This is a genomic window from Arthrobacter sp. BF1 (assembly GCF_056680215.1).
The window spans coordinates 1,753,832-1,779,116 of record NZ_CM155271.1 but is presented as its reverse complement, the minus strand read 5'-3'; the positions used below and the strand labels follow the sequence as shown (position 1 = coordinate 1,779,116).

Below are 25,285 nucleotides of genomic sequence, written 5' to 3'. Positions count from 1 at the left end.
TAGGCAGGCCTAATTAGTGCTGGCCACAAAGTTGCAGGAGGTCAGCCGTGAATACGGTGCGCGACGTGGGATTACTACCGCCATCCTAGTATCATCACCGGGCCGGCGTCAGCAACGCCACCGTCTCCAGATGGTGGGTGTGCGGATACAGGTCAAACGCACGCAGTCCGGCCAATGTCCACCCCGCCTGCTGGAAGTACCCCACGTCCCTGGCAAACGACGCCGGATCACACGAAACGTAGGCGACCGCGCGGGGCCCGGCGGCAACCAACTGGCTGACCACGGCCTTCCCGGCTCCCGCGCGGGGCGGATCCAGCAGCAGGGCATCAAAATTCCGCGGTTTCTGGCGGAGGACGCGCTCCACGCGGCCCTGTACGATTTCCACCTGCGGGGCTCCGTGAAGGTTCTTGCGGGCATCCCGGCTGGTTCCCGGAGCGCCTTCCACCGAGAGGACAGAACCCGTCTCACCCACGGCGTCGGCCAGCGGCGCAGTGAACAGACCCGCTCCGGCGTAGAGGTCCGCCACCACGGAACCCGGCCCCAGGAAGCCGCCGCTGTGGAGGAATTCTGTGACAGCGCCCACAAGTGTCCCGGGCGCGTCGCGGTGGATCTGCCAGAAACCCGGCCCGGTCACCCGGTACTCGTGACCGGCCGCGGACTCCTGGACCCACGTCCGGCCCCGCAACTGCCCCACTGATTCGGTGAGGGGGTCGAACGAGGCCACGGAAACGTCGGCGGGTAGCTGCGCGGCCACAGCGTTGAGCCGTTTGGGGCTGGTTCCGGGCGCCGGGGCGAGCAGCACCAGGGGGCGCGAACCGTTCGACGGCGCCGCTACTTCCACGCGTTCGATGCCTTGGAAATCGAGGTCCCAGAGCCGCAACCGGTTAATCCGATCGGAGGCCAGTGGCATCTCCCGGACGGCAATGACGTAGTCCGAACGGTGCGCATGCATGCCCAGTTTTCCGGCCGCCGTGACCGAGAAGCTGGCGCGGGTCCGCCACCCGAGCCCCGTGCCGGCGTCGTACGTTGCGTCCAGTCCGGACCCGGCCTCCGGGCCGCTCCCCTCCACGGCCTCCACCAGGCTCTCCAGGTCGGGAACGCCGGGCACCTGTTCGACGCCGGCGAGGCGCTTAAGCTGTTCGGCCAGCACCGCCGACTTCAGTCCGCGCTGGCGCGCCAGGGAGATATGGCCGAATTCGGCTCCCCCCACCGGCGGGTGCCCGTGCTGCCAGGAACGGAGCGAGTCCGCGGCATGCCAGAAGTGCTCCGCCCGGTCCGGGGAGGCATCCAGCACCTCCACTACGTCGGCGCGCCAGAAACTGGCTGACTCCCCCGCGTCGGTGAGCCGGGCACGGACTTTTTCGCCGGGAATCGCGTGCCGGACAAAAATCACCCTGCCTTCGTGGCGCGCCACGCAGTGGCCGCCGTGAGCCACCGGGCCGACGTCGAGCACCAACTCGACGGCGGCTCCCTGGGCGGGTGCGGTGGTGGAAGGGCTGTGGGGCTGGGGGGTCATTGAATATCCTGCAGGTTCTTTGCTTCTTCGGATGATTTAAGCTGCCACGGCACACTGGCAACCATGACGCCAGGTTCGAAGTGCAGCCGGGTCTTAATACGCAGTGCTGTCTGGTTATGGACCAACTGCTCCCACCACTTACCCACGACATATTCGGGGATGTAGACCACCACGAGGTCCCGGGGCGAGTCGCGGCGCATGTTCTTGACATACTCCATGATCGGAGTGATGGTCTCGCGGTACGGGCTGGCGAGGACCGTGAGCGGCACGGGGATTTCAAGCTTTTCCCAGTCGGCAACCGTGTGCGCTGTTTCCTCGGCGTTGATGTCCACAGTGATGGCATCCAGCCGCGAAGGCCGCGACGCCCGCGCGTATGCCAGGGCACGCAGCACAGGTTTGCGCACGTGGGACACCAGCAGGACGGCGTGCACGCGGGACGGCAGGGCGCGCGGCGAGGAATCCTCATCCACGGCCAACTCCTTGGCCACATTGTCATAGTGCGCGTGGATGCTCCACATGATCAGGAACAGCACCACCATGGCCAGCAGCGCGATCCAGGCGCCCTGTTCGAACTTGGTGATCAGCACGATGACCAGCACCAGGGCTGTCATGCCGAAGCCGATGGTGTTGATGGTGCGGGACTTCATCATCCGACGCCGGACCGCTTTGTCCTTGGCGAGCTTCAGGTGCCTGCCCCAGTGCCTGATCATGCCCAACTGGCTGAGCGTGAACGAAATGAAGACGCCCACGATGTAGAGCTGGATCAGTTTGGTGACGTCTGCGTTGAACGCCACGATCAGCACCAGTGCGCCGGCGGCCAAGGCAAGGACGCCGTTGCTGAACGCCAGGCGGTCTCCCCTGGTCCGCAGCTGGCGCGGAAGGTAGCCGTCCTGGGCCAGGATGGAGCCCAGCACGGGAAAGCCGTTGAAGGCCGTATTCGCGGCGAACACCAGGATCACGCCCGTGGCCGCCACCACGATGTAGAACGGGATGGACCCGGGGCCGAAGATGGTCTGCGCGATCTGGCTGATGGCAGGGGTCTGAATGTAGCCCTCGGGCAGCGGCAGGCCGTTCAGGAGGAATTCGGTAGCCGGGTCAAGCACAATATGAACCCTGGTGGCGTTGGCCAGGTAGATGATGCCTGCCAGCATCGCGGCGCCAATCGTGCCGAGCAGCAGCAGGGTGGTGGCCGCGTTTTTGCTCTTGGGCACTTTGAAGTTGGGCACCCCGTTACTGATGGCTTCAACACCGGTCAGGGCTGCGGCGCCGGACGAGAAGGCACGCAGGAGCAGGAAGGCGCCCGCCAGGCCCACCAGCCCTTCGTCGAAGCCGGGAGCCGGCACAATCTCGAAGTTCGCCGAGGGCGCCTCACCGAGCTGGCCGGTGGCCGCCTGGAAGACACCCACTGCTGTCATACCCAGGATCGAGGCCATAAAGATGTAGGTGGGGACGGCGAAAACGCTTCCGGCCTCCTTGATCCCGCGGAGGTTGACCAAGGCGAGGAGCGCGACGCCGATGGTGGCCAGGAGCGCCTGCTGCCCATGCAGGGACGGCACGGCCGTGGTGAGGTACGCGGCCGCCGAGGACATCGAGACCGCGACGGTCAGGACGTAGTCCACCAGGAGGGCGGAGGCAACCGTCAGCCCGGCGTACTTGCCGAGGTTTTCGTTGGCGATTTCGTAGTCGCCACCACCGGATGGATACGCATGCACGTTCTGGCGGTACGACGCCACCACTGTCAGGAGCACCACCATGACGGCCAGACCCACCCACGGCGAGATGGCGACGGCACTGACGCCGGCAAGGGCCAGGGTCAGCAGGATTTCGTCCGGCGCGTAGGCCACCGATGACAGTGCATCGGAAGCGAACACCGGAAGTGCTATCCGTTTGGGCAGCAGGGTGTGGGCCAGCCGGTCATTCCTGAAGGGCCTGCCCACCAGCACCCGTTTTACGGCATTCAGTATTGTCAGCACTCCACAAAGTTAGTCTTATTCGCGGCGCATGTCATGACGACGTCGAAGCGGCTGCACAACGCGGGCTGCCGGTAGAGTTCTTGCAGCAGCAACAGCCGACGGAAGGTAAGGAAACACGGTGGCGCATTTCGTGATCATGGGATGTGGCCGGGTGGGGGCGACCCTGGCGCACACACTGGAGGACGCAGGGCATTCCGTCGCGATTATCGACCAGGACGACAGGGCGTTCCGCCGGCTCCGGCAGGGCTTCACCGGACGCAAAGTCACCGGGGTGGGCTTCGACCGGGACACGCTTCAACAGGCCGGAGTGGCCGAGGCCTATGCCTTCGCGGCTGTGTCCAGCGGCGACAACTCGAACATCCTGGCAACCCGGGTGGCGCGCGAAACCTTTCATGTTCCCCATGTAGTGGCAAGGATCTACGACCCCGGCCGGGCGGAAATCTACCAGCGGCTCGGCATCCCCACAGTGGCCGCGGTGCGCTGGAGCGCTGATCAGGTGCTGCGCCGCATCCTCCCCGAGCAGCACCTCGCCGGCGACTTCCGCGAGCCCTCCGGCCGTCTGGTGCTCGCCGAGGTGGACCTCGACGCCGGCTGGGTCGGCCAGCGGATCACCGCGATCGAAAAAGCCGCAACCGTCCGGGTTGCCTACCTCACCAGGTTCGGCGAAGGCATGCTGCCTGAGTCCGGCACCCTCTACCAGGACGGCGATACCGTGCATGCCATGCTGCCGGTGGACCGAAGTTCCCAGGTCGCCCAGATCCTGGCCAAAGCACCTGCCAAGGAGTTGTAGTGAAAGTTGTTATCGTCGGTGCCGGCAGTGTGGGGTCATCGATCGCGAGGGAACTGCTGGCGCACAAACACGACATCCTGCTGATCGACCTCAAGCCGGAGGTCATCGGCCGCAGCGGTCTGCGCGGCGCGCACTGGCTGGTGGGCGACGCCTGCGAGCTCAGCACCCTGCAGGGGGCAAAAGTGGAGGACGCCGACGTCGTGGTCTCTGCAACCGGGGATGACAAAGTCAACCTGGTGGTCTCACTCCTGGCCAAGACCGAATTCGGCGTGGGCCGAACGGTGGGCCGGGTCAACAACCCCAAGAACGACTGGATGTTCAACGATTCCTGGGGCGTGGACGTTGCCGTCAACACCCCCCAGCTGATGACCGCGCTGGTGGAAGAGGCGGTGGAGATCGGTGACCTCGTCCGCCTGCTGACCCTGCAGACCGGGGTGTCTTCGCTGGTGGAGTTCACAGTGCCGCACGATTCCCACGTCATCGGCCTGACAGTCGGTGACATCGAGTGGCCCGAGGACGCCACCCTGGTGGCGATCCTCCGTGACCATGCGCCCATCACGCCCAGCCGCGACGACGTGATCGACGGCGGCGACGAGTTGTTCTTTGTCACCACCATCGCCGCGGAAGACGACCTGCGGACACTGCTGTCCGCCGAATCAGCCGAGGCTGCGGATAACGCCGAAGGGCCCGAAGGCGTGCAGCCTGCCGGGTCTCAGGCCCCGGAGGACGACGGCTTCGACGGCTGAGCGTCGGGGTCGGCGTCGACCGGCAGCGGCCGGGTGACCAGCCAGGCGATCCAGACGCCCAGGATATACAGCGGGGTCGCCATGATCAGGCGTGTGGTGGCGAGGGCAGCGAGTCCGTCCTCCCCCATCAGGTAGAGCGGAACCTGGACAACCAGCCGCAGGGCCAGGACCACCACCATGATCCACGTGCCCAGTCGGTACGCCTTGACCCGGGCAGGGTCCTTGCGCCACTCAACGCCTTCGTTGCGGATGAATCCGAACAGCAAACCCACCACCGGCCATTTGATGGCGATGGAGATGACCATGGCAACGATGTACGCGGCGTTGGTGAAAAAGCCGGGAAGGTAGAAGTCCTCCGCCTTTCCTGTGGTGTTGGCAAGCCAGGCCGAGATACCCACGCCCACCACTCCGGCCAGGGCCTGGGTCAGCGGACGCCGCTGGACCAGGCGGACCACGGTAAAAACTGCAGCGGACGCCAGCGCCCCCACCAGTGACAGGGTGAGGTCCCTGGTGATCGTGAACGTCACGAGGAATGCCAGTCCCGGGACGATGCTCTCGGCGATGCCCTGGACTCCGCCGGCACTCTTGAGGACGTCGATCCGGCCGTCATGGGTCCGGTGCAATCCGGCTTTGGCCGCGTAATCCTCCGCAAGTCCTGCCATCGGAGACGGTTCCGGGCGGGACGCCTCGGGCCGGGCGGGTTCCGGATGGTGCCGGTCTGGTCCGGAGGACGGCTCGGGCAGCTGGGACGGGGTCATTCGTGCTCCTGGCTGGAGATGATTTCGTAGCGCGGATTGAAAATGGTGGGGAGGCCGTGGCTCTGGGTCAGCATGCCTTCGACCCGCACTTCCGTACCGGCTTCGATCCCCGGCACCCTGCGCCGGCCCAGCCAGACGACGCGGAGGCGCTTTTCGCTTCCCTGGCCGGCTCCGTTGCCTGCGCCGGCGCGCGGGTTGTCGAGGTCAGAGACGATTGCCGTGAACGCCGGGCTTTGATTGGCCGGCAGGAAGGTCACCGATTCAATGAACCCGTGGCAAAGCACCCGGCCCCTTTCCGGGAGCCGGCTGACCGGTACGCCCGCGTGAGGCGAGGGTTCCGGAGATACATGCTGGGAATCAGCCAATCTGTGTGGTTTCCGGACCGCGCTCCGGCTCCTTGAACTCAGTGGCGGAGGGCGGCGGGGTGGTGCTGGCGTCCTTTGGCAGGCGGAGTTGAAGCAGGTCGCGCGGCGGCATGGGGCTGTCGCCACGGATCACCACGATCCGGCGGAACAGGGCTTCCAGCGGAGCGGCGGCCTCACGCTCCATTGCCGCTTCCCCGCCGAGGACGCCGCGAAGGAACCACCGCGGTCCGTCCACGCCGATGAAACGGGCCACCCGGTAACCCTGGCTTCCGTCAGAGGCACCGGCAGGCAGTTTGGCGACCAGTTCGGTTCCGAAAGTGCCCTTCACTTCCTCCACCTGGCCGCCCTGGCTTCCCACGGACTGGCCGATCTGCTCGCGAATTTCGTCCCACAGCCCCTCGGTCTTGGGGGCGGCAAAGGCCTGCAACTGCAGGCTTGAACCGTTCAGGTCCATGGTCACGGCCACCACGCGCTGGGTAGCTTCTTCAACCTCGAGCCGGAGCTGGAGTCCCTCGCTCGGCGCGATGAGCAGGGCACCGAGATCAACGTAGCCGTCATGGCTGTCGATTTCGGATACATCGAAGGGTCCGTTGGCCCGCCGTCCCGTATCTTCCGAAGCCGCCCGGGTGGAATCCCCTGATTCCGCTGACGCGGAGGATTCGTCCTGTTCGGCGTCCTGTTCCTTCTTGGATTTCCTGCCGAGCCCAAAAACCATGGGTTTGTCTCCTTAGTTGTGAAAGTGCCCGGCCGGGCCCGGGGGTCCCGCTGAATTCAGCACTGCTGTGGGCAGCCCTCGCGCCGCTGCATGCACATTGCGGGTGCATGCACACGGCGGGTGTCAGGCGTTTCGCGGCGTGAAACCGCCGGTGGAACCGAACCCGCCGGCGCCCCGAACGGATTCACTCAATTCGTTGACAGGGACAAACTGCGCGTACTCCACGCGCTGAATGACCATCTGTGCAATTCTATCGCCGCGCCGCAGTTCGATGGCGTCCCGCGCATCGGTATTCAGCAACGTCACGGAGATTTCACCGCGGTAACCGGCATCCACGGTGCCCGGAGCGTTGACGATAGTCAGCCCATGCTTCGTGGCCAGGCCCGATCGGGGGTGGATCAGCGCGACAAACCCGTCCGGGAGGGCGAGCGAAACGCCCGTCGGCACCAGCTTTCGCTCGCCGGGCTGCAACACCACATCTTCCCTGGCCCTGAGGTCAGCACCGGCATCGCCGGGGTGGGCGTACGACGGCGCTTCCAGGCCGGCGTCGAGCATTTTCAGCTGTACCTGCAGCGTGGGCGCACCGTAGGCGGCTCCCTCCGGCGCGGAGCCGGAGATAACAGGGTCAGGTACGGTTTCAACAGTGGCGAGTTCGTCAGTCACAGTCACTCACTCTAACGCCCAGCCGCCGTTCCCTCCTAGACGCATACCAAACGCACGGCTGCCCCGGGGGAACGCCAAGATGAATTAGCCGGGCAAAGATGGAAAGCTGATGGCATGCCCGAATCCAGTTCAGCTTCACCTGTCCCCAACACCCCCTCCGCCGGCGCTGCGGCAGTCTTCCGGGAGAAACTGTGGCCCAACGCCTGGATCTGGATCATCGCGGCGGGAATCTCCGGCGCGGGCATCCTGGTCTTCGCCCCGATCAGCATGACAGCTGGCTACACCGCCGCAGGGGTGCTGTTCGCGATCATTGCCGTCCTGCTGGTTCTCTCGACTCCCACCATCCTGGTCACCGAAGAAACCCTGACCGTGGGCCGGGCCACCATCGAGCGCCGTTTCGTCGGCCTCGTGGAGGCCTACAAGGGCAAGGAAGCCACGGCTCAGCGTGGCACGAAGCTCAACGGTCTGGCGTACCTCTGCATCCGGGGCTGGATCGACCCGGTGGTCCGGATGGAAATCACCGACCCGTCCGACCGGACGCCCTACTGGCTGACCTCGTCGCGGCGGCCTGAAGAACTGGCCGCTGCGCTGTCCGGAAAATAAGGACCGCAGGATGGTAAGGCCCGGCACCTGAGCCCCGGGAAGTGCGCCGGGGCTCAGCCTTCGCATTCGGTGCAGTAGAAGTGGCCGTTCTGTTCCCGGGCGATCTGGGAACGGTGGTGGACCAGGAAGCATGAGGAACAGGTGAACTCGTCCGGCTGGGGCGGTACCACCTGGACCAGGAGCTCCTCACCGGACAGATCGGCGCCCGGAAGCTCATAGCCCGCAGCGAGGTCGTTCTCGTCCTCCTCCACCGCTGCCGCCGGTTTCTCGGTCTGCCTGGACTTCAGCTCCTGCAGCGAATCCTCACTGAGGTCCTCTTCAGTCTTGCGCGGCGCATCGTAGTCGGTGGCCATCTCCGCTCAACTCCGTTCCTTCACGTCGGCGGGTATCACCGTTGATAACGCAGCGCACCTCCGGTTTGTGCCCGGCGCGCGAAAGTCCCGGAATATCGCGGCGCGCCCTTGCTCCTAACCGAAAACAGTGCCTGTCAGTGGCAGAGTTTCGATTGATAGTAATGCCAGGGTGGAGGATTTGCATGCAGGATCTACGGCTTGTAGGCGTACACGACGACGGGGAGCATCTCCTGTTGAGCGGTGCCGGCGGCGAGATGTTCCAGCTGCCGATCGATGAAGCACTGCGGGCGGCCAGCCGGTCTTCGCCGAAGACCGCAACAACAGTCGCGCCCATTGCGATGTCCCCGCGGGACATTCAGGCGCGCATCCGCAGCGGTGCCACCGCAGCGGACGTGGCGGAGCTCTCCGGACTTCCCCTTGCCAAGGTGGAGCGGTACGAGGGCCCCGTCCTCGCCGAGCGGGAATACGTGGCCCAGCAGGCGCGGAAGGTTGAGGTTGCTGCGCCCTCACCCGGCCACGACACCTACCGTTCAATTTTCGGGGACAACCCCGCCACCCTAGATGACATGGTGAAGCACCGGCTGTCCACCCACGGAATTGAACCGTCCACGGTGGAATGGGATTCCTGGCGGCGCCAGGACGGCAACTGGACGGTGGCGGCCCGCTTTGAACCGAAACGGGAGGGCCCGGCGGGCATCGGTGAGGAACCGCCGGCGCTGTGGACCTTCAGTCCGGCACGCAAATCGCTGCAGAACGCCAACCGTTGGGCCCAGCAGCTCAGCGAACTCGAGCCGCTGGACGGACCCGTCCCCGCACGCCGGCTGACGGCAGTGTCCGACCGTCCTTTCGATTTTGAGACCGACGCCGAAGCGGCTGCCCGCAATGCGACCGGACCGCAGCCCATTCTGCAGGCCAAGGAGTCCGATGGACTTCTGGACATGCTTCGTTCCCGCCGCGGCCAGCGTCTTGGGGTGGACGAGGACGCTGACGATGCCCTGGCATTGCTGCTGACGCACGGTGTGCCGGCAGCGCACCCGCGCCCGTCGGAGGTGACGCCTGAGCAACGCGCCACCGAGGATGCGGAGCAGGCCAGCCAGGAAGACGCACCCGCGGAAACCACCGGTCCGGACAGCACAGCACCGGCCGCTCATTTGGATCCCGCGGCCCGCAAGCGTGACGGCCGTCCGTCCATGCTGTCCCGCCTGAGCCTCATTCCGCCGCACCGCCCTGCTGATGATGAAGATGACAACCTGAAACTGCACGACGGCGTTAGCACCGAGACGCGGGAAATCACCATTGTGGCGTCTCCTCTACGTCCGGCACATCCGGTTGCCCCGGCGGAAGGGCAAGGGGAAGCCGGGCCGCCCGCACCGAGTGTGGGCCTGGACGAACTCCTGGGCGGCAGCCCCCGCCGCGCGGCCTACGCGGCCGGCAGCGATGAACCGGCACCGGGCCGGCACCAGGACGCCGATCTGCCTGAGCGGCAGCCGGCCAAACCGAAACGGTCAACCGTGCCCAGCTGGGATGAAATCGTCTTTGGGACCAAGCGGGACTAAGCGGCGACTAAGTCCTCAGCGTCCCCGGGCCTTGCCTTCAGCGGCGAAGCACAGGAGCGGAACTTCACGTTCGGCTTTGGTGAGCGAACCGTGCTGGCCCACGACCTCCATGGCCGCAGGCCGGACGCGGCGGGTGTCGTAGAGCGCAAGAGCGTCCCGCGCAGCAATCATCACATCACCGATCCGGGGCCCGACGGCCGGGCTCACGGACCCAAACAGCCCGGCCGCGATGGCCTCATCCCGGCTGAATGCCCAGATCCTGTCGCCGAAACGGGTGCGCCAGGCCGCCAGGAGGCGTTCCCGCGCCCCGGCATCGGCCGGATCGTCAAGGTAGAGGTGCACCATCCGCGGTTCCCCCGCCGTGTGCCGCACCCCCTCAATAAGGGACGGGTCCGCCGCGTAGTCGATCCGCTGCTGTTCGGGCACGTCCAACATGCCGTGGTCTGCGGTGAGAAGGACGGTGGTTCCGGCCGGCAGGGACGAATTGAGCCGTTTGACCGTGGCGTCGAGCTCTTCGAGCTGGTGTTCCCACTGCTCTGACTGGCAGCCGTAGCGGTGGCCTGCCTTGTCCAGTTCGTTGATATAGAAGTACATCAGGGCGGGGCCTGCTACGGCCATGGCTTCGGCAGCGGCAGCCGTGCGGGCGTGGGCGGTGACCGCGGAGACGAAATTCCCGCCGCGGAGGGCTGCGCGGGTCATGGGCGAGTCGCCGAACTGCGGCAGGCTGACTGTGGTTACCGTGACGGACGCGGCTGCCCGTTCGAACACGGTGGGGTGCGGCTGCCAGGCGAGCGGGTCCACATTTGCATCCCAGTTGCCCAGCATGTTGACCACTTTGTCCTGTGCGGGATCCAGGACGTCGTAGCCCACCATGCCGTGCTGGCCGGGCGGGAGTCCGGTGCCGAAGCTGGCCAGGGCCGCCGCAGTGGTGGAGGGAAACGTGGAGTCCAGCCAGACGGGGACCTCGCCCTGCCCGGCCTGCATGACGGAGCGCAGGAACGGGGTGTGGGCGGACTTTTGCTTCAGCAGGTTGCGGCCAAGGCCGTCAGCCAGGACCACGCAGACACGCGACGCAGGTGGCAGCCCCAGGGCGTTGGCGAACCCTTCCACGCCCAGGCTTGCTGCGGCGCTGGTGAGGACCTCGGCAACGGACCGCCGGCCAAACGCGGGAGCCGGCGGCACGTTCAGTGGCCGGGTGTTGCCTTCGGCCGGGGCTGCTGAGAGAGTCGCCTTTGTTTGCTCCGGCATCTCAGCGCTGGTGCCCGCGGCTGAGCCTGTTGCCGAACACACCGGTCCTGGGCCGGGGCTGCAGCGTCTGGCCGGCATGGAGCACCGGGGCTGTGGAGCCGGTGTTCACGGCCCGCAGGGCGCGGGCAAAGAGCTTGGCGTCCTGGACTGCCTGGGGGCCGTCCGCTTCGGCGCTGATGCGCAGGACGATGTCTTCCTGGGCAATCGTGCCGCTGTAGCCGTGGTCTGCCTCGCACTGGGGATCACCGCAACTTGCCGGACCCATATCCAACCGCTGGCCGCCGGACCAGGCGATCGCGAGGGTGACTTCCCGGACCGGGTCCGAGGGCTTGTAGTTTTGTGGCTGCGAATACATGTAGCTCAGGACCACTGAGCGGATCTGTGCCACCGGCACTGACTCGGTGGAGATCTGGGCGACGATTTGTTCGCCGGCCTCGTCGAGCTGCTGGTCATCCACGTGGGTGATCACCAGCATGTCGGAGGTCAGGACCAGTACCGTGATGTGGCGGCGGACCTCAGCGCGGTCGAAGTGGGTTTCCAGGTGCACCAGGTGTGCCACGCATTCGCGGCCGTCCAACGCGTCGTCAACGACGTCGGCCACCAGGGGCGGGTAGAAGCCGGCCTTCTGGAGAGCGTCGTCCAGGCTCAAAGCCTGGGGCGTGTGGCTGTGTGAGCTGTGGGGTCGGGTTGCCTGGTTCTCATCGCCGGGCGTGGATGGCGTCGACTGGGAAGGCTGTGAGCTCATGCCCCCATTTTCACAGATCGGCCGTGGACATGCTAACCGTGCTTAGCCCAGCATGGCCCGGCGGGCGCTGTCAGTGCGCCGGGCAGCGTTGCCGATCCGGATCTCCGCGGCCAGGATGGACAATCCTTCTGCTCCGCAGAGGACCGGGTTGAATTCAACCAGGGCTATTTCCGGATGGTTGTCCTTCATCCAGGCCAGCCGGCCGGCGAGATCCTCGAGGGCGTCCATGTCGACGGCGGGCAGGCCCGGGTAGCCCAGCAGCTTGCGGGCGGCGCGCGGTCCGCGGACGAAGTCCTTGACGTCGGCAGCGGAGAGCGGCGGTACGCGGTGCGCCCAGTCATCGAGCAGGTTGACGGCGTCCCCGGCCAGGCCGAATGAGATCACCGGCCCCAACAGCGGATCCTCAATGGCCCGGAACGTGCAGGCCTGGCCCACCGGGGCCATGGACTGCACCTCCAGGGACCGTGAACCGTAGGGCGTCAGCGAGCGGCGCATCTGCTCGATGGTCCGGCGCAGGGAGTCCGCGTCCTCGATGTCCAGCCGCACTCCGCCAAGGTCCAGCCGGTGCCGGAGGGCCGGATCAGTGGTCTTCAGGGCCACCGGCCAGCCCAGCCGGCCCGCAGCGTCCACCGCTTCGTCCGCCGACTCGAACCCGGCGGATGGCAGCACGGGAATGCCGTAGTGGGAGAGCAGCGACGCCGTGGACTCGGCATCCAGGGCCTTCAACTCGGCCCCCTGGACATCCTGGAGCAGCTCGTCCAGGAGCATGCCTGCGCCTTCCGGATCGCAGCCTGCGGGTTCCACAAAATGGCCAGGGTCCCGGGCCAGCCACTCGGAATAACGCACCACGGCTGCGAGCGCCGCCACGGCCGCGCCCGGGTTCGAGAAGCACGGTACGGTGCGCGCCTCGGAGCCCACCATCCCCTCCACGTAGACGGAGGCATCAAGGATTCCCGTAAAGGCGGCCACCACCGGTTTGCCTGCTGCCGCTGAGCACTCGGCCAGCACTTCGGCGATGCTGTCCACCGTGAGTCCGCGGACCGGCAGCAGCGCGGCCACCACGGCGTGTACGGCGTCTGACGCGAGTGTGTCCTCGAGGCTGCGGCGGAGAGCCGGCAGTGCGAGGGACATTCCCGCTTCGAGATCCACGTCGGTGACGATCCTGTGGACGGCAAGGCCGTGGGCTTCAGCGCTGTCGGCCACCACTTTGCCCAGTGCCATGGAGTTGCTGAAGATGGCCAGCTGTGGTCCCGCGGGCAGTGGCTGGCCAGCTACGATCTGGGAGACGTCCGTGAGCTGTTCAATGGTCTCCACCCGGATGACGCCGGCCTGCCGCATCATCGCGTCCAGTGCCCCGGCCGGCGCCTGGGTGGTCCTGACAGCGTGGCCGGGCGGCAGCCGCAGTCCCATGGTTTCGGACTTGGCTACAACCACCGGCTTGGTGCGGGCAAGGCGCCGGGCGATCCGGGAGAATTTGCGCGGGTTGCCGATTGACTCAAGGTAGAGGCCCACCGCGGTGGTGTCGGCGTCGTCCTCCCAGAACTGCATCATGTCGTTGCCGGATACGTCGGCCCTGTTGCCGGCCGAGAGGAACGTGGAAAGTCCCAGCCGGCGCCGGCTGGACGCCGCGTAGAGGGACACACCGATGGCCGCCGACTGGCTGAAGAGCCCCAGGCCGCCGCGCCGCGGCATCTCGGGCGCCATGGACGCGTTGAGGGATACGTCCGGATGCGTGTTCACGATCCCGAGCGAGGACGGTCCAATGACCCGCATGCCGTTCGCCCGTGCCTTCCGGACCAGGTCCCGCTGGCGCTGCAGGCCGCGTTCGCCGTCGTCCGCGAAACCGGCTGACACAATCACCAGCCCTTTGACTCCGGCCGCGGCGCAGTCGTCCACCACACCGGGCACTTCCGCATAGGGAACAGCGATGACGGCAAGCTGTACCGGGTCCGGGACCTCGGAGAGCTTGCCGAACGACATCATTCCGGCGAGCTCCAGCGCCTCGGGGTTGATGGCGTACACCGGCCCTGGAAAGCCGCCCTCGATAATGTGTTCGAGCAGTTGGTGGCCCACAGTCCCCCATTTGCGGCTGGCACCGATGACCGCAACGGACGACGGCGTCAGCAGGTCCCGCACGCTCCTCGCCTCGGCGCGGTGCTCGCGTGACGCCATCACTGCCCGGGATTTCTCGGTGGACCCGATGTTGAACTCCAGGCTGACCACGCCGTCGTCGAAATGGCGTTTGACGTCGTAGCCTGCGTCGGCGAAAACCATCAGCATTTTGCGGTTTTCCGGCAGCACCTCGGCGGTGAAGCGGCGGATTCCGTTTTCGTGTGCGGCTGCGGCGAGGTGTTCCAGGAGGATGGAACCGATTCCCCTGCCCTGGTGGGCGTCCGCGATGTTGAAGGCGACCTCAGCCTCGGCCGGGTCATCGAGCCTGTCGTAGCGGCCAATACCCAGGATTTCACCCCCGAAGGTGATGACCAGCGCCACCCGGTCCCTGTAGTCCACTTCCGTGAAGCGTTTGAGCTCCTTGGTGGACAGCCGGGCCTTGAAGGTAAAGAAGCGCATGTAGATTGAGTTCTGGGACTGTCCGGTGTGGAAAGCCTGCACAGCGTCCGCATCACTGGCATGAATTGGCCTCAGGTGCGCGGTGCCGCCGTCCCTGAGCACGACATCGGCTTCCCAATGTTCCGGATATTCGCCGTCCCCGGGCTGATCCACCATAGGCTTAGCCTAACCACAAACAGACGCCGCAGGCCCTGCGCCAACGAAACGGCGCCAGGAAACTGCGCCCCACCAGAGCACCATCAGTAACCCAGAAGGATCCACCAGCCCCATGGCCCGCCGCCAAAGCCCACCCCCAGCCGGGGAAGCCGCCCAGGATTTCGTCGAGAACATCGTGGACATCGATGTCACGTCCGAGATGGAAGGTTCCTTCCTGGAGTACGCCTATTCGGTGATCTACTCCCGGGCCCTGCCCGATGCCAGGGACGGACTGAAGCCGGTGCAGCGCCGGATCCTGTACATGATGAGCGAGATGGGCCTCCGGCCCGACCGCGGCCACGTCAAGAGCGCGCGTGTGGTGGGCGAGGTCATGGGTAAGCTCCACCCCCACGGCGACACCGCGATCTACGACGCCATGGTGCGCATGGCCCAGGACTTCTCGCTGCGCCTGCCGCTCATCGACGGCCACGGCAACTTCGGCTCGCTCGATGACGGCCCGGCGGCTCCCCGGTACACCGAAGCCCGCCTCGCGGCGGCGGCCCTGACACTGACCGACCACCTCGACGAAGACGTGGTGGACTTTGTCCCCAACTACGACAATCAACTGACCCAGCCGGACGTGCTTCCGGCAGCGTTTCCCAACCTGCTGGTCAACGGTGCCACGGGCATTGCCGTGGGCATGGCTACCAACATGGCCCCGCACAACCTGGTGGAGGTCATCTCCGCAGCCCGGCACCTGATCGCGCATCCGGACGCCACGCTGGATGACCTCATGCGGTTTGTCCCCGGGCCGGACCTTCCCACGGGCGGCCGGATCGTGGGCCTGGACGGCATCCGTGACGCCTATGCCACCGGACGCGGATCCTTCAAAACCCGGGCCAAGGTGGAGATCGAACAGCTCTCTGCCCGGCGCACCGGCCTGGTGGTCACCGAACTGCCCTACATGGTGGGCCCGGAAAAGGTGATCGAGAAGATCAAGGATGCGGTCAACGGCAAGAAGCTGACCGGCATCAGCGACATCGTTGACCTCACGGACCGCAAGCACGGGCTCCGCCTTGTCATCGAGCTGAAGAACGGGTTCAACCCGAATGCCGTGCTCCAGCAGCTGTACCGCTACTCCCCCATGGAAGATTCCTTCGGCATCAACAACGTGACGCTGGTGGACGGCCAGCCGCAGACCCTCGGGCTTGTGGATCTGCTGTCCGTCTATGTTGGCCACCGCATCGATGTGGTCCGTCGGCGCACGGCGTTCCGGCTGGGCAAGAAAAAGGACCGCCTGCACCTGGTGGAGGGTCTGTTGATCGCCATCGTGGACATTGACGAGGTCATCCAGATCATCCGTTCCTCGGATGAGGTGGCCGCCGCCCGCGAACGGCTGATGTCCATCTACGACCTCACCGAAATCCAGGCCAACTACATCCTGGAACTGCGGCTGCGCCAGCTGACCAAGTACTCACGGATCGAGCTGGAGAAGGAACAGGACGAGCTCCGCCGCGAAATTGCGGAGCTTGAGGCCATCCTCGGCTCGGAGGAACGGCTGCGCGGACTCGTGTCAGCTGAACTCGGCGAGATTGCCGAAAAATACGGCACGCCGCGCCGGACCGTCCTGCTCGAATCCGAGGCCGTCTCCCCCACAGTGGCAGCCGCCCTGGCTGCTGCCCCCGGAGCGAAGGGCAAAGCCGCACCCTTGGCCCTGGAGATCGCGGACGATCCCTGCTGGGCGATCCTCACGGCGTCAGGCCAGATTGCGCGCACGTCCAACCAGGAACCGCTCGCCGAGTCCGGTCCGCGCGTCAGGCATGATGTGTTCCGCTCGGTGGTCAAGACCTCCGCCCGTGGTGAAATCGCCGCCGTCACCTCGCAGGGTCGGATGCTGCGGCTGCAAGTCATGGACATGCCGGTGCTGCCGCCGATGTCCGGGCTGCCCAACCTCGCCGGCGGTGTCCCGGCCAAGGACTTCATCACCCTGCTGAAGGGTGAAACGCTGGTGGCCTTCGCGCCGCTGGATGAGATCCTCGCCATCGGCACTGCACAGGGCGTGGTCAAGCGGGTCCAGCCGGACTATCCCCTGAACCGCGAGGACTGGGAGGTCATTGCCCTCAAGGACAAGGACGTGGTGGTGGGTGTGGCTCCGGCCGGGCCAGAGGACACTGACCTTGTGTTCGTGACCCGGGAAGCGCAGCTGCTCCGGTTCAGCGCCGCGAACGTCCGGGCCCAGGGCCGGACAGCGGGCGGCATGGCCGGCATCAAGCTTGCCGACGGCGATCACGTGGTGTTCTTCGGTGCGGTAGCGCCGGACGATGACGCCGCCGTCGTGGTCACCATCGCGGGGACCGACGGCGCCCTGCCGGGTACCGCGCCCGGTGCCGCGAAGGTGACGGCCTTCGCCGAGTATCCGGCCAAGGGCCGCGCCACAGCCGGTGTCCGCGCCCACCGTTTCCTCAAGGGCGAGGACACCCTCCTGTTGGGCTGGGCAGGGCACGGACCGGCCAAGGCATCCTCGCTGGCGGGCGTGGCCAGATCGCTGCCGCAGGAACACGGCCGGCGTGACGGTTCGGGAATTCCACTGTCCCAGGCCGTGGACGCGGTGGGGCCGGCCATGGCATGGACCGATCCGGCCTAGACTGCTGCCATGCCTATCATTCCCGATGAGAAGGACTGGACCTGGGTACTCTCCCGGCCCTGCCCGGAGTGCTCCTTCGACGCGTCCACCGTCACCCCCTCCACCGTCTCTGGCAGCGTGTCGAACATGCTTCCGCGCTGGCGGGCAGTGCTCCGGAGGCCAGAAGTTGCCGAACGTCCGGACGCGAACACGTGGTCGGCCTTGGAGTACGCCTGCCACGTCCGCGACGTTTTTGCGCTGTTCGACCAGCGGTTGAACCTGATGCTCGCTTCCGAGGACGCCCGGTTCGACAACTGGGACCAGGACCGGACGGCAGTCGAGAAGGATTACCCCAGCGCCGATCCCACAGTGGTCAGCGCCGAGCTGACAGCAGAAGGCGAACAGATCGCTGCGTCCTTCGCCGGCGTCCGGGAGTCAGAGTGGGGCCGGACGGGCCTGCGCGGCAACGGCTCGGAGTTCACCGTCCTGACCCTGTCGCAGTATTTCCTGCATGATGTGGTCCACCACCTTCACGATGTGGACGGCTGATTACAGCTCCTTATCCCACGCCATGCTGCGGCTGACTGCCCGGTAGCCCATCTTTGTGTAGAGAGCCAGCGCGCCCGTGGGGTTTTCCGAGTCCACATCCAGCGACGCCACGTCCATTCCGGCGTCGGTAAAACGGTGCATGGCATCGGCCAGCAGCGCTTGGGCGATGCCCCTGCCGCGGTGTTCCTGCCGCACTCCCAGCAGTAAGGTGTAGCCCTCGCGGAATCCACGCTGGACGGCGATGTCCGGATCGTGGGCGGCCAGCTGGTATCCCGCCACTGTTCCGGTGGCGGCGTCCAACACCACCGCGCTCAGGTCGGGCCGGGTATGTGGATGGTTGAGTGTGAAGGACCAGGCCTCCTCATCCCGCGGTTCGCTGCCCCAGTGGTCGCTGAAGGCCTCGTTGTGCGCGAGGCGGACTTGTTCGTGCCATTCCGGCGCCATGGGCGCCAGCACCAGGCCGCCGGCCAGGACGTTTGTGGGCAACGGCTGCTCCAGTGACCGGTGCATCTCATTGAAGTAGCGGACCACCGTGTAGCCGGCTGCCTCCAGCATCCTGGCCTGGTGCGCGTGCTGCTGCTCGGTGCCGATCCGAAGGCGTGGCCGGACCGAGGTTTCGGTGCCCTCGGCGTCTGCGGCGAAGCGTTGCCGGGTCCGCTGCTCCAGCCAGCCAAGAAGTGCCGTTCCCACCCCGCGGCGCTGCCACTCCGGGTCGACGCAGCCAAATCCGTGGGCCTTGTCCGCTTCCGGGTTCTTCGAAATCCTGGCATAGGCCCGGATGACGCCGCCACCGTCCAGGCCCAGCACGGTATTGGCGGCCAGCGGGTTCTTCCCGGACGCCACCTGCTGCTCGAGGTCTGCCTCCCGTTCGTACCAGACGGGGTTCTCCGCGGCGGCCGTCCGTGCGATCAACGCGGCCCACGCCGGAATGTCGGAAGCCGCTGCCGGCCGCCAGTGAAGCTGCGGAAAGTAGACTCTTGGTTCCTGGTTCATGGCAACAGGCTATGACATCCGGCTAGCGAAGGCTCCCCTCCGGATACGGCACCCTGTGACTGCCCGCGGCGCCTGTCAGTGATGCCGCGGACAGGTTCAGAACGGTGTCAGCCGGGTGGATATCGGCTGGATTATGGGTCACCATAACCACTGTGCGGTCCTTGAGGCCGGCGCGGAGGTCGGCCAGCATTCCCCGTCCGGATTCAGCGTCCAGATGGGCTGTGGGCTCGTCCAGCAGGATTACCTCGGCGCCCGTCAGGATGGTCCGCGCCACGGCGAGCCGTTGCCGCTCGCCGCCGCTCAGGAACGAGCCGCCCGGGCCGATCCTGGTGTCCAGCCCGTCAGGCAGGCGCGACACCAGGGCATTAAGGCCGACGGCGGCCAGCGCCGCCGCGAGCTCCCGGTCACGGGCGGTGGAAGAGACCGTGCCGTAGCCCGACGAACCGTCGGGCCCGGCTTCGGGCCCGGCTCCGGCTCCGGTTGCGGGTACGGGTGTCGGTGCCGCTGTCGGTGCCGCTGTCGGTGCCGGCAGGCCCAGCAGCAGGTTGCCGCGCAGGGTCGAATCGAACAGGTGTGCCTCCTGCGGGCACCAGGCTGCCGTCCCGGTCACCGCGGCCCTGCCGGCCGCGGCCGGGAGGAAGCCCAGGAGTACCGCGAGGAGGGTGGACTTACCGGCACCGGAAGGCCCTGTGACGGCCAGCCAACTGCCCGGCCCGGCTGTTGCCGACACCCCTGAGAACACTGTGCTGCCGCCTGGCCATGCCGCCGCAAGGTTGGACAGTTCCACCCCGGGGGCGGCACCGGCGCGGGCCGGGACCTCGTGCCGCCCGTCGCCTTCTGCGGCCGTTGCGGTGGCGTCAAGCACACCGGACTCTGCAACCCGCCGCATGACTGAACGCAGGGCAGGGTACTGACGGACCGCCGTCGTCATGGCTGCATACGGTTCCACCAGCGCCAACTGCAGGAGAACTATCACTGCAGCCGTGGCGGGTTCCATGGCGCCGGCAATGACCTGGGGGGCTGTCAGCACGGCGGCGGCCAGTGCGGCTGTTCCGCAGGCAGCCACCGTGATCGCCTGGCCGAGGCCTTCCGCCCAGGCCGAGCGCTGGGATGCTTTGGTTGCCGTGCGGTCCTCGGACCGAAGCGCGTTCAGGACTGCTGCCGCGATGCCGTTGGCGTGCAGTTCAGCCCGTGCGTCCAGGGCCGCGGACGTGCGCCGCAGGACGCCGGCGCGCAGCCGCTGTTCCGCCGTGGCCGACTGCCTGTCACCGCGGACTGCAGCTGCCGGCGCCACAATCAGGCTCAGGGCTGCGGCAATGGCTACTGCGGGCAGCGCGGCCGGGGCCACCAGGGTGGTGGCCAGCAGCGCCGAACCGCCCACCGCAAGAGCGGTCATGGGTGGTAGCACAACGCGCGGCAGCAGGTCCCGGATGGTATCGACGTCGTCAATCACCGTTCCCAGGACGTTGCCGCCCTGCAGGAGCCGCCGCAGGGACAGGGCCTTGCGGCTCAGCGATTCCCAGAGCCGGCCGCGGAGCCGGGTGAGGGCACCGAAGACGGCGTCGTGCAGCAGGAGCCGTTCCCAGTAGCGCAGGACGGCCCGCCCGATTCCGAAGAACCGGACACCCACGATGGCGGTCAGCAGGTAGAGGATGGGCGGCTGCTCGCTCGCCCTGATGATGAGCCAGCCGGACAGTCCGGACAGCGCCACGGCGAAGATCGCGGCAAAGGTCCCCACCACGGCTGCGCCCGAGAACCGGCCGGCCACGGGCGCCAGGAGGCTGCCCAGCAGCCGCGTGGTGGGAGCCGTCTGGCCATTCCCCGCAGCGGGGACGGGCTCTCCCCGCCCGGGGGTTCCGGGAGCCTGCGGATCTTCACTGCCCCCTGTTGCGTTGCTCAGCCCTGCGGGATGCTCCGCTGTGTCCGGCATCGACGTGGTCTCCGACCGTGCCGTGATTCCGCGGACCGAGACGGGCACCAGGTGGTCTGCCAGTTCGCGGGTCTGCTGGTCGTGCGCCACCAGGATGACGGTGACCTGTCCGCGGAGGGCGCGGATGGACTCCTGCACCAGCCCCGCCGAAGCCGCGTCCAGGTGGGCTGTCGGTTCATCAAGCAAGAGCACGGTGGCACCAGCCCGGATGCGGGCCAGGCCGCGGGCCAACGCGACACGCCGCAGTTCCCCCGGGCTCAGCTCGGCCGGATGGTGGCCGGCAAGGTGACCGGCGGCAGCCGCGGCCAGGCACTCGCGGGCCGTCTGGTGCGCCTCGTCCGCAGATCCACTGTTGACGTAGAGCGTGACCTCTTCGAGGACCGAATCCGCCACCATGACCGGGTGCTGTGGAACCCAGGCGATGGCGCTGCGGTCAAAGCCGGACAGGTGCCCGGACACTTCGGTTCCGCCGCCGTCGCCCACCGTCCCGGCCAGCACGCCAAGCACCGTGCTTTTGCCCGCGCCGCTGGGGCCGTCCATGGCAGTGATCTGGCCCGGCGGGGCCGTGAAGGTGAGAGGCCCGACGGCGGCTCCCGCCCTGCCCGCATAGGTGACCGTGAGATCGGTGACCGTCACTCCCCCCGAGTCGGGCGCGGAAAGCCGGGTGCCGCCGTCGTCCGCGGGAAGGACCGGCACTCCGCGGGTGGCGCCGGCGGCGGTGCCCCCGATAGAAAGCGGCCGCGGCTCGGGTGCATCGGTGACCGTCCGGGTCGCGGCGAGCGCTGCCCGGCCATCATCGCTGGCGTGGTGTGCAGTGCCCAGTTCGCGAAGCGGCAGGTAGCAGTCCGGTGCCAGGATGAGCGCCAGGAGGCCTGCTTCGAGGGCCATGTCGCCGTGCACCAGGCGGACGCCGATGAAGACAGCCACCACGGCCACCGAAATGGTGGCTATGAGTTCCAGTGCCAGGGCGGAAAGGAACGCGGTGCGCAGCGTCCCCATCGTCTTCGCACGGTATTCCTCGGAGATCTCCTCCAGGGCCTTGCGCTGCGCGGTGGCACGGCCCAGGCCCACCAGCACGGGCAGCCCCTTGGCCAGCTCCAACATGTGGGCGGATAGCCGGGTGAGGGTTTCCTGCGCCTCGCGGACGTGGTCCTCGGTGTACCGGCCGATCAGCACCATAAACAGCGGGACCAGCGGAACCGTCAGGACAACCACAACAGCGCTGACCCAATCGGCGAAGAGGATGCGTGCGCCCAGCAGCAGCGGGATCGTGGCACAGTTCACCAGTGCGGGCAGGAACTGGGTGTAGTAGCTGTCCAGCGCGTCCAGGCCGCGCGTCGCCAGGACGGCCAGGCCGCCGTCGGCCGGACCGGTGCTGCGTGCGCCGTTCCGGAGGGCGCGGGCCAGCAGTTCCTGCCTTAGCTCCTCCTTGATCCCCAGCGCGGCCCGGCGGGCGGCGATGCCCTGCGCCCACACGGTGATGGACCTCAGGACCACGCCTGTCAGGCCCCAGGGCAGCTGGTCCTGCCAGGAATCATTCCCGGTGGCCAGCCCGGAGAGCATGGCTGCCACGGATTGTCCCATGAGGACCAGCGCGAGCGCTTTCAGCGCTGCCAGCAGGCCGAGCCAGTAGACGGCGGAACGGGTGGCCGGTCCGGCAGGAAAGTCTGGGCGCACGCGGGGTCAGTCCTTAGTGGTAAATGCCCTGACGGCCACTGCCGGCAGGAAACTGTGGGCCGCCGGGATGTGGTCGGCGCTGACCCGGCGGCGGAACACCCAGTAGGTCCACGCCTGGTAGACGATCACCAGGGGCAGGCCCACCGCTGCCACCACGCTCATGAGGCCGAGGGTGTAGTCAGAGGAGGAAGCGTTGGCGATGGTCAGGTCAAACGCCGGGTCGAGGGTTGAGGGCAACACCACCGGGAATACTGCGCCAAAGATCGATGCACTGCCCAGGAGCAGGAAAGCCCCCATCGCCATGAACGCGCGGCCTTCGGCTCCGCGCCGCGCCAGGACCCATGCCGCGACTGCCGCCACTACGGCGAGGAGCACCGCGGCCCAGGTCCACAGCTCGCCCTCCAGGAACTGGAGGGCCAGTGCCCAGCCGGCCATGGGAAGGAGCAGGACCGGCAGCAGCCGGACAAACCAGGCGCGGGCACGGTGCCGCACGTCGCCGTCGGTCTTCAGTGCCAGGAACGCCAGGGCGTGGAGCAGGGAGAACCCCACCACGGCCAGCCCGCCCAGGACGGCGTAGCCGCTGAACCAGGCCATGGCACCGCCTACACGGTCACCGTTCGCGTTCAGCGGCAGGCCGGTGGTGGTCAGCGCCAGGGCAGCGCCCACGCCGAACGCGGCGAAGACGGAGCCCAGGGCAATGGCCCAGTCCCAGCGTGCACGCCAACCGTCGTTATCCACCTTGCCGCGGTACTCGAACGCCACCGCACGGAAGATCAGGGCGACGAGGACCACCAGGAGGGGGAGGTAGAGGGCGGAGAACAGCGAGGCGTACCAGAGCGGGAACGCCGCGAAGGTGGCGGCGCCCGCCGTAATGAGCCAGACCTCGTTGCCGTCCCAGACCGGGCCCACCGTGTTCAGCAGCACCCTGCGCTCGGTGTTGTTCCGCGCGAACAGCTTCATCAGCATTCCGACGCCGAGGTCAAAGCCTTCAAGGAAGAGGTAGCCGGTCCAGAGCACCGCGATGATGATGAACCAGATAGTGGGCAGCAGTTCCATATCGAATATCCTCTGGTCTTCTTAGTAGGCGAATGCCAGGACGTCGTCGGCGGGTTTGGCGGTGCCGGTGCCGGGGCCCGGGGTGGCGTCCTCGTTCTCATCCACCGGGGCATTCGCCAGTTCCGGCATGGCGGAAACCACTCCGCCGCGGATGTACTTGACGAGGAGTTTGACCTCCACCACCAGCAGGGCGCCGTACACAGCGGACAGGACGATGAGTGACGTGAGCAGTTCGCCGGCCGACACTCCGGGCGAAACGGCCGCCGCGGTGAACATAAACACCTGGTCAATGCCGTTCAGGTCCGGGTTGGGCGCCACGACAAACGGCTGCCGGCCCATTTCGGTGAAAATCCAGCCGGCGGCGTTGGCGCCGAACGGGGCCAGGATGCCAAAGACTGCCAATCGCATCAGCCAGGGCGACGCCGGGACGGTGCCCTTCCTGGTCAGCCAGAGGGCAACGAGCGCTGCCAGCGCCGCCACCCCGCCGAAGCCGATCATCATCCGGAAGCCCCAGTACGTGACTTCCATGACGGGGACGTACTGGATTTCCTGGCCGGCCCGCTCGCCGTAGATCGGGTTGTCCGGCAGGTGCGTACCGTAGTCGGCCTTGTACTGGTCCAGGAGGCTGTTAACGCCCTTGACCTCCGTGGTGAAGTCGCCCTTGGCGAGGAAGGACAGGATGCCCGGCACTTCGATCACAGCCGTAATGTCGTCGCAGTTCTTGGAGCCGAGGTTTCCGACGCTGAGGACCGAAAATCCGGTGCCGTCGTGGCAGGCGGCTTCGGCGGCGGCCATCTTCATGGGCTGCTGCTCAAACATCAGCTTGCCCTGCAGGTCGCCGGTGAGTGCGGTGCCGGCGAACGAGATCATCGCGACGACGGCGCCGATCCGCAGGGAGCGGATCCAGACTTTGTAGTCGGTTTTGTCGCGGCCGGGAATGGCTGCTTCCCCGGGAACCACCTTGCCGTCAGGGCCGATGGTGTCGATACCGTCCTTGCGCCTGCGCCAGAGGTGGTACCAGGCGATGCCCAGGAGGAATCCGCCGGCCACAGCCAAGGCTCCCATCAGGGTGTGCGGGAATGCCACGAGTGCGGTGTTGTTGGTGAACACTGCCCAGGCGTCCGTCATGACCGGCCGGCCGTCGATGATTTCCGCGCCGACCGGGTGCTGCATCCAGCTGTTGGCCACAATGATGAAGTAGGCGGAAAAGACCGATCCCACCACGGCAATCCACAGGCAGGCGAGGTGGATGGATGGCTTCAGCTGCTTCCAGCCGAAGATCCATAGCCCCAGGAACGTGGACTCAACGAAGAACGCCAACAACGATTCCAGTGCGAGCGGAGCCCCGAAGACGTCACCCACGAACCGGCTGTATTCGCTCCAGGCCATGCCGAACTGGAACTCCTGAACGATGCCGGTGGCCACGCCCATGATGAAGTTGATCAGGAACAGCTTGCCCCAGAACTTGGTCATCCTGAGGTATTCAACCTTGCCGGTCCGATGCCAGATGGTCTGCATCACGGCCACCACCAGGCCCAGCCCGATGGTCAGGGGCACCATCATGAAGTGGTACACGGTGGTGATGCCGAATTGCCAGCGTGCGATTTCCAGAGCTTCCACAGCAGTCCCTCGGGGTCGGGGTTCAACTTCTACGATTCGTAGAACTGTAACTTCTACAGAGTGTAGAACAATGCGGCGAGCACTGTAAAAACAAGAGTTC

At 66.7% G+C, this 25,285-nt stretch carries 20 protein-coding genes; 6 read left to right on the top strand and 14 right to left on the bottom strand.

Annotation, left to right across the window (positions count from 1 at the left end; all coding sequences use genetic code 11):
- Positions 1-94 precede the first annotated feature (94 nt).
- Positions 95-1,516 carry a class I SAM-dependent RNA methyltransferase gene (locus AC1MCD_RS08285; protein ID WP_498677537.1) on the bottom strand — a complete coding sequence of 474 codons (1,422 nt, stop codon included), beginning with the start codon at positions 1,514-1,516 and terminating at the stop codon, positions 95-97.
- On the bottom strand, positions 1,513-3,489 hold the full coding sequence (locus AC1MCD_RS08280; protein WP_498677535.1) for an APC family permease: 1,977 nt from the start codon (positions 3,487-3,489) through the stop codon (positions 1,513-1,515). The genes AC1MCD_RS08285 and AC1MCD_RS08280 overlap by 4 nt, the downstream gene beginning before the upstream one ends.
- Positions 3,490-3,607: 118 nt before the next feature.
- Here AC1MCD_RS08280 and AC1MCD_RS08275 point away from each other — a divergent pair, with 118 nt between their 5' ends.
- Both AC1MCD_RS08275 and AC1MCD_RS08270 read left to right on the top strand, forming a co-directional pair.
- On the top strand, positions 3,608-4,279 hold the full coding sequence (locus AC1MCD_RS08275; protein ID WP_498677533.1) for a potassium channel family protein: 672 nt from the start codon (positions 3,608-3,610) through the stop codon (positions 4,277-4,279).
- Entirely contained in the window at positions 4,279-5,025 is a 747-nt protein-coding gene (locus AC1MCD_RS08270) for a potassium channel family protein (protein WP_498677531.1), read from the top strand. Before AC1MCD_RS08275 ends, AC1MCD_RS08270 begins: the two co-directional genes overlap by 1 nt.
- On the opposite strand, the gene AC1MCD_RS08265 is transcribed toward AC1MCD_RS08270, so the two are convergent.
- From AC1MCD_RS08265 to dut, 4 genes are all read right to left on the bottom strand, one after another.
- Positions 4,992-5,783 carry a DUF3159 domain-containing protein gene (locus AC1MCD_RS08265; protein ID WP_498677530.1) on the bottom strand — a complete coding sequence of 264 codons (792 nt, stop codon included), beginning with the start codon at positions 5,781-5,783 and terminating at the stop codon, positions 4,992-4,994. The two genes, AC1MCD_RS08270 and AC1MCD_RS08265, sit on opposite strands and share 34 nt — an antisense overlap.
- The gene (locus tag AC1MCD_RS08260) at positions 5,780-6,040 is read right to left on the bottom strand and encodes a hypothetical protein (RefSeq protein WP_498677529.1); all 261 of its coding nucleotides are present in this window, start codon (positions 6,038-6,040) and stop codon (positions 5,780-5,782) included. Before AC1MCD_RS08260 ends, AC1MCD_RS08265 begins: the two co-directional genes overlap by 4 nt.
- A gap of 100 nt (positions 6,041-6,140) precedes the next feature.
- Positions 6,141-6,863 (bottom strand): DUF3710 domain-containing protein, encoded by a 723-nt coding sequence (locus AC1MCD_RS08255; protein WP_498677527.1) that lies wholly within the window; start codon positions 6,861-6,863, stop codon positions 6,141-6,143.
- Positions 6,864-6,986: 123 nt separating this feature from the next.
- Positions 6,987-7,526 carry a dUTP diphosphatase gene (dut, locus tag AC1MCD_RS08250; protein ID WP_498677525.1) on the bottom strand — a complete coding sequence of 180 codons (540 nt, stop codon included), beginning with the start codon at positions 7,524-7,526 and terminating at the stop codon, positions 6,987-6,989.
- A gap of 114 nt (positions 7,527-7,640) precedes the next feature.
- Between dut and AC1MCD_RS08245 the strand changes: the two genes are divergently transcribed.
- Positions 7,641-8,129 (top strand): DUF3093 domain-containing protein, encoded by a 489-nt coding sequence (locus AC1MCD_RS08245; protein WP_498677524.1) that lies wholly within the window; start codon positions 7,641-7,643, stop codon positions 8,127-8,129.
- 53 nt (positions 8,130-8,182) lie between these two features.
- Here AC1MCD_RS08245 and AC1MCD_RS08240 read toward each other — a convergent pair whose 3' ends face one another.
- Positions 8,183-8,482 carry a DUF4193 domain-containing protein gene (locus AC1MCD_RS08240; protein ID WP_498677523.1) on the bottom strand — a complete coding sequence of 100 codons (300 nt, stop codon included), beginning with the start codon at positions 8,480-8,482 and terminating at the stop codon, positions 8,183-8,185.
- A gap of 182 nt (positions 8,483-8,664) precedes the next feature.
- Here AC1MCD_RS08240 and sepH point away from each other — a divergent pair, with 182 nt between their 5' ends.
- On the top strand, positions 8,665-10,038 hold the full coding sequence (gene sepH / locus AC1MCD_RS08235; protein ID WP_498677522.1) for a septation protein SepH: 1,374 nt from the start codon (positions 8,665-8,667) through the stop codon (positions 10,036-10,038).
- A gap of 15 nt (positions 10,039-10,053) precedes the next feature.
- Here the strand turns inward: sepH and AC1MCD_RS08230 are convergent, their stop codons facing one another.
- The 3 genes from AC1MCD_RS08230 to AC1MCD_RS08220 are packed head-to-tail and all read right to left on the bottom strand — an operon-like array spanning position 10,054 to position 14,758.
- A complete protein-coding gene (locus AC1MCD_RS08230) occupies positions 10,054-11,286 on the bottom strand; it encodes an alkaline phosphatase family protein (RefSeq protein ID WP_498677520.1) in 1,233 nt (410 codons plus the stop codon).
- Position 11,287: 1 nt separating this feature from the next.
- Positions 11,288-12,031, bottom strand: a complete 744-nt coding sequence (locus AC1MCD_RS08225) for a DUF5998 family protein (RefSeq protein WP_498677519.1) — start codon at positions 12,029-12,031, stop codon at positions 11,288-11,290.
- Between the two features lie 42 nt (positions 12,032-12,073).
- Positions 12,074-14,758: a bifunctional acetate--CoA ligase family protein/GNAT family N-acetyltransferase gene (locus tag AC1MCD_RS08220; protein ID WP_498677518.1), complete on the bottom strand. Its 2,685-nt coding sequence runs from the start codon at positions 14,756-14,758 to the stop codon at positions 12,074-12,076.
- Positions 14,759-14,870: 112 nt separating this feature from the next.
- Here AC1MCD_RS08220 and AC1MCD_RS08215 point away from each other — a divergent pair, with 112 nt between their 5' ends.
- Both AC1MCD_RS08215 and AC1MCD_RS08210 read left to right on the top strand, forming a co-directional pair.
- On the top strand, positions 14,871-17,381 hold the full coding sequence (locus AC1MCD_RS08215; RefSeq protein ID WP_498677517.1) for a DNA gyrase/topoisomerase IV subunit A: 2,511 nt from the start codon (positions 14,871-14,873) through the stop codon (positions 17,379-17,381).
- 9 nt (positions 17,382-17,390) lie between these two features.
- Positions 17,391-17,909, top strand: coding sequence for a DinB family protein (locus tag AC1MCD_RS08210; RefSeq protein WP_498677515.1), 519 nt, complete (start codon positions 17,391-17,393; stop codon positions 17,907-17,909).
- On the opposite strand, the gene AC1MCD_RS08205 is transcribed toward AC1MCD_RS08210, so the two are convergent.
- Genes AC1MCD_RS08205 through AC1MCD_RS08190 form a run of 4 tightly spaced genes read right to left on the bottom strand, consistent with a single transcriptional unit; the run spans position 17,910 to position 25,185 of the window.
- Entirely contained in the window at positions 17,910-18,902 is a 993-nt protein-coding gene (locus tag AC1MCD_RS08205) for a GNAT family N-acetyltransferase (protein ID WP_498677514.1), read from the bottom strand.
- A gap of 22 nt (positions 18,903-18,924) precedes the next feature.
- Positions 18,925-22,509 (bottom strand): thiol reductant ABC exporter subunit CydD, encoded by a 3,585-nt coding sequence (cydD, locus tag AC1MCD_RS08200; RefSeq protein WP_498677513.1) that lies wholly within the window; start codon positions 22,507-22,509, stop codon positions 18,925-18,927.
- A gap of 6 nt (positions 22,510-22,515) precedes the next feature.
- Positions 22,516-23,565, bottom strand: coding sequence for a cytochrome d ubiquinol oxidase subunit II (gene cydB / locus AC1MCD_RS08195; protein WP_498677511.1), 1,050 nt, complete (start codon positions 23,563-23,565; stop codon positions 22,516-22,518).
- Between the two features lie 21 nt (positions 23,566-23,586).
- A complete protein-coding gene (locus tag AC1MCD_RS08190) occupies positions 23,587-25,185 on the bottom strand; it encodes a cytochrome ubiquinol oxidase subunit I (protein ID WP_498677510.1) in 1,599 nt (532 codons plus the stop codon).
- Positions 25,186-25,285: the final 100 nt, after the last annotated feature.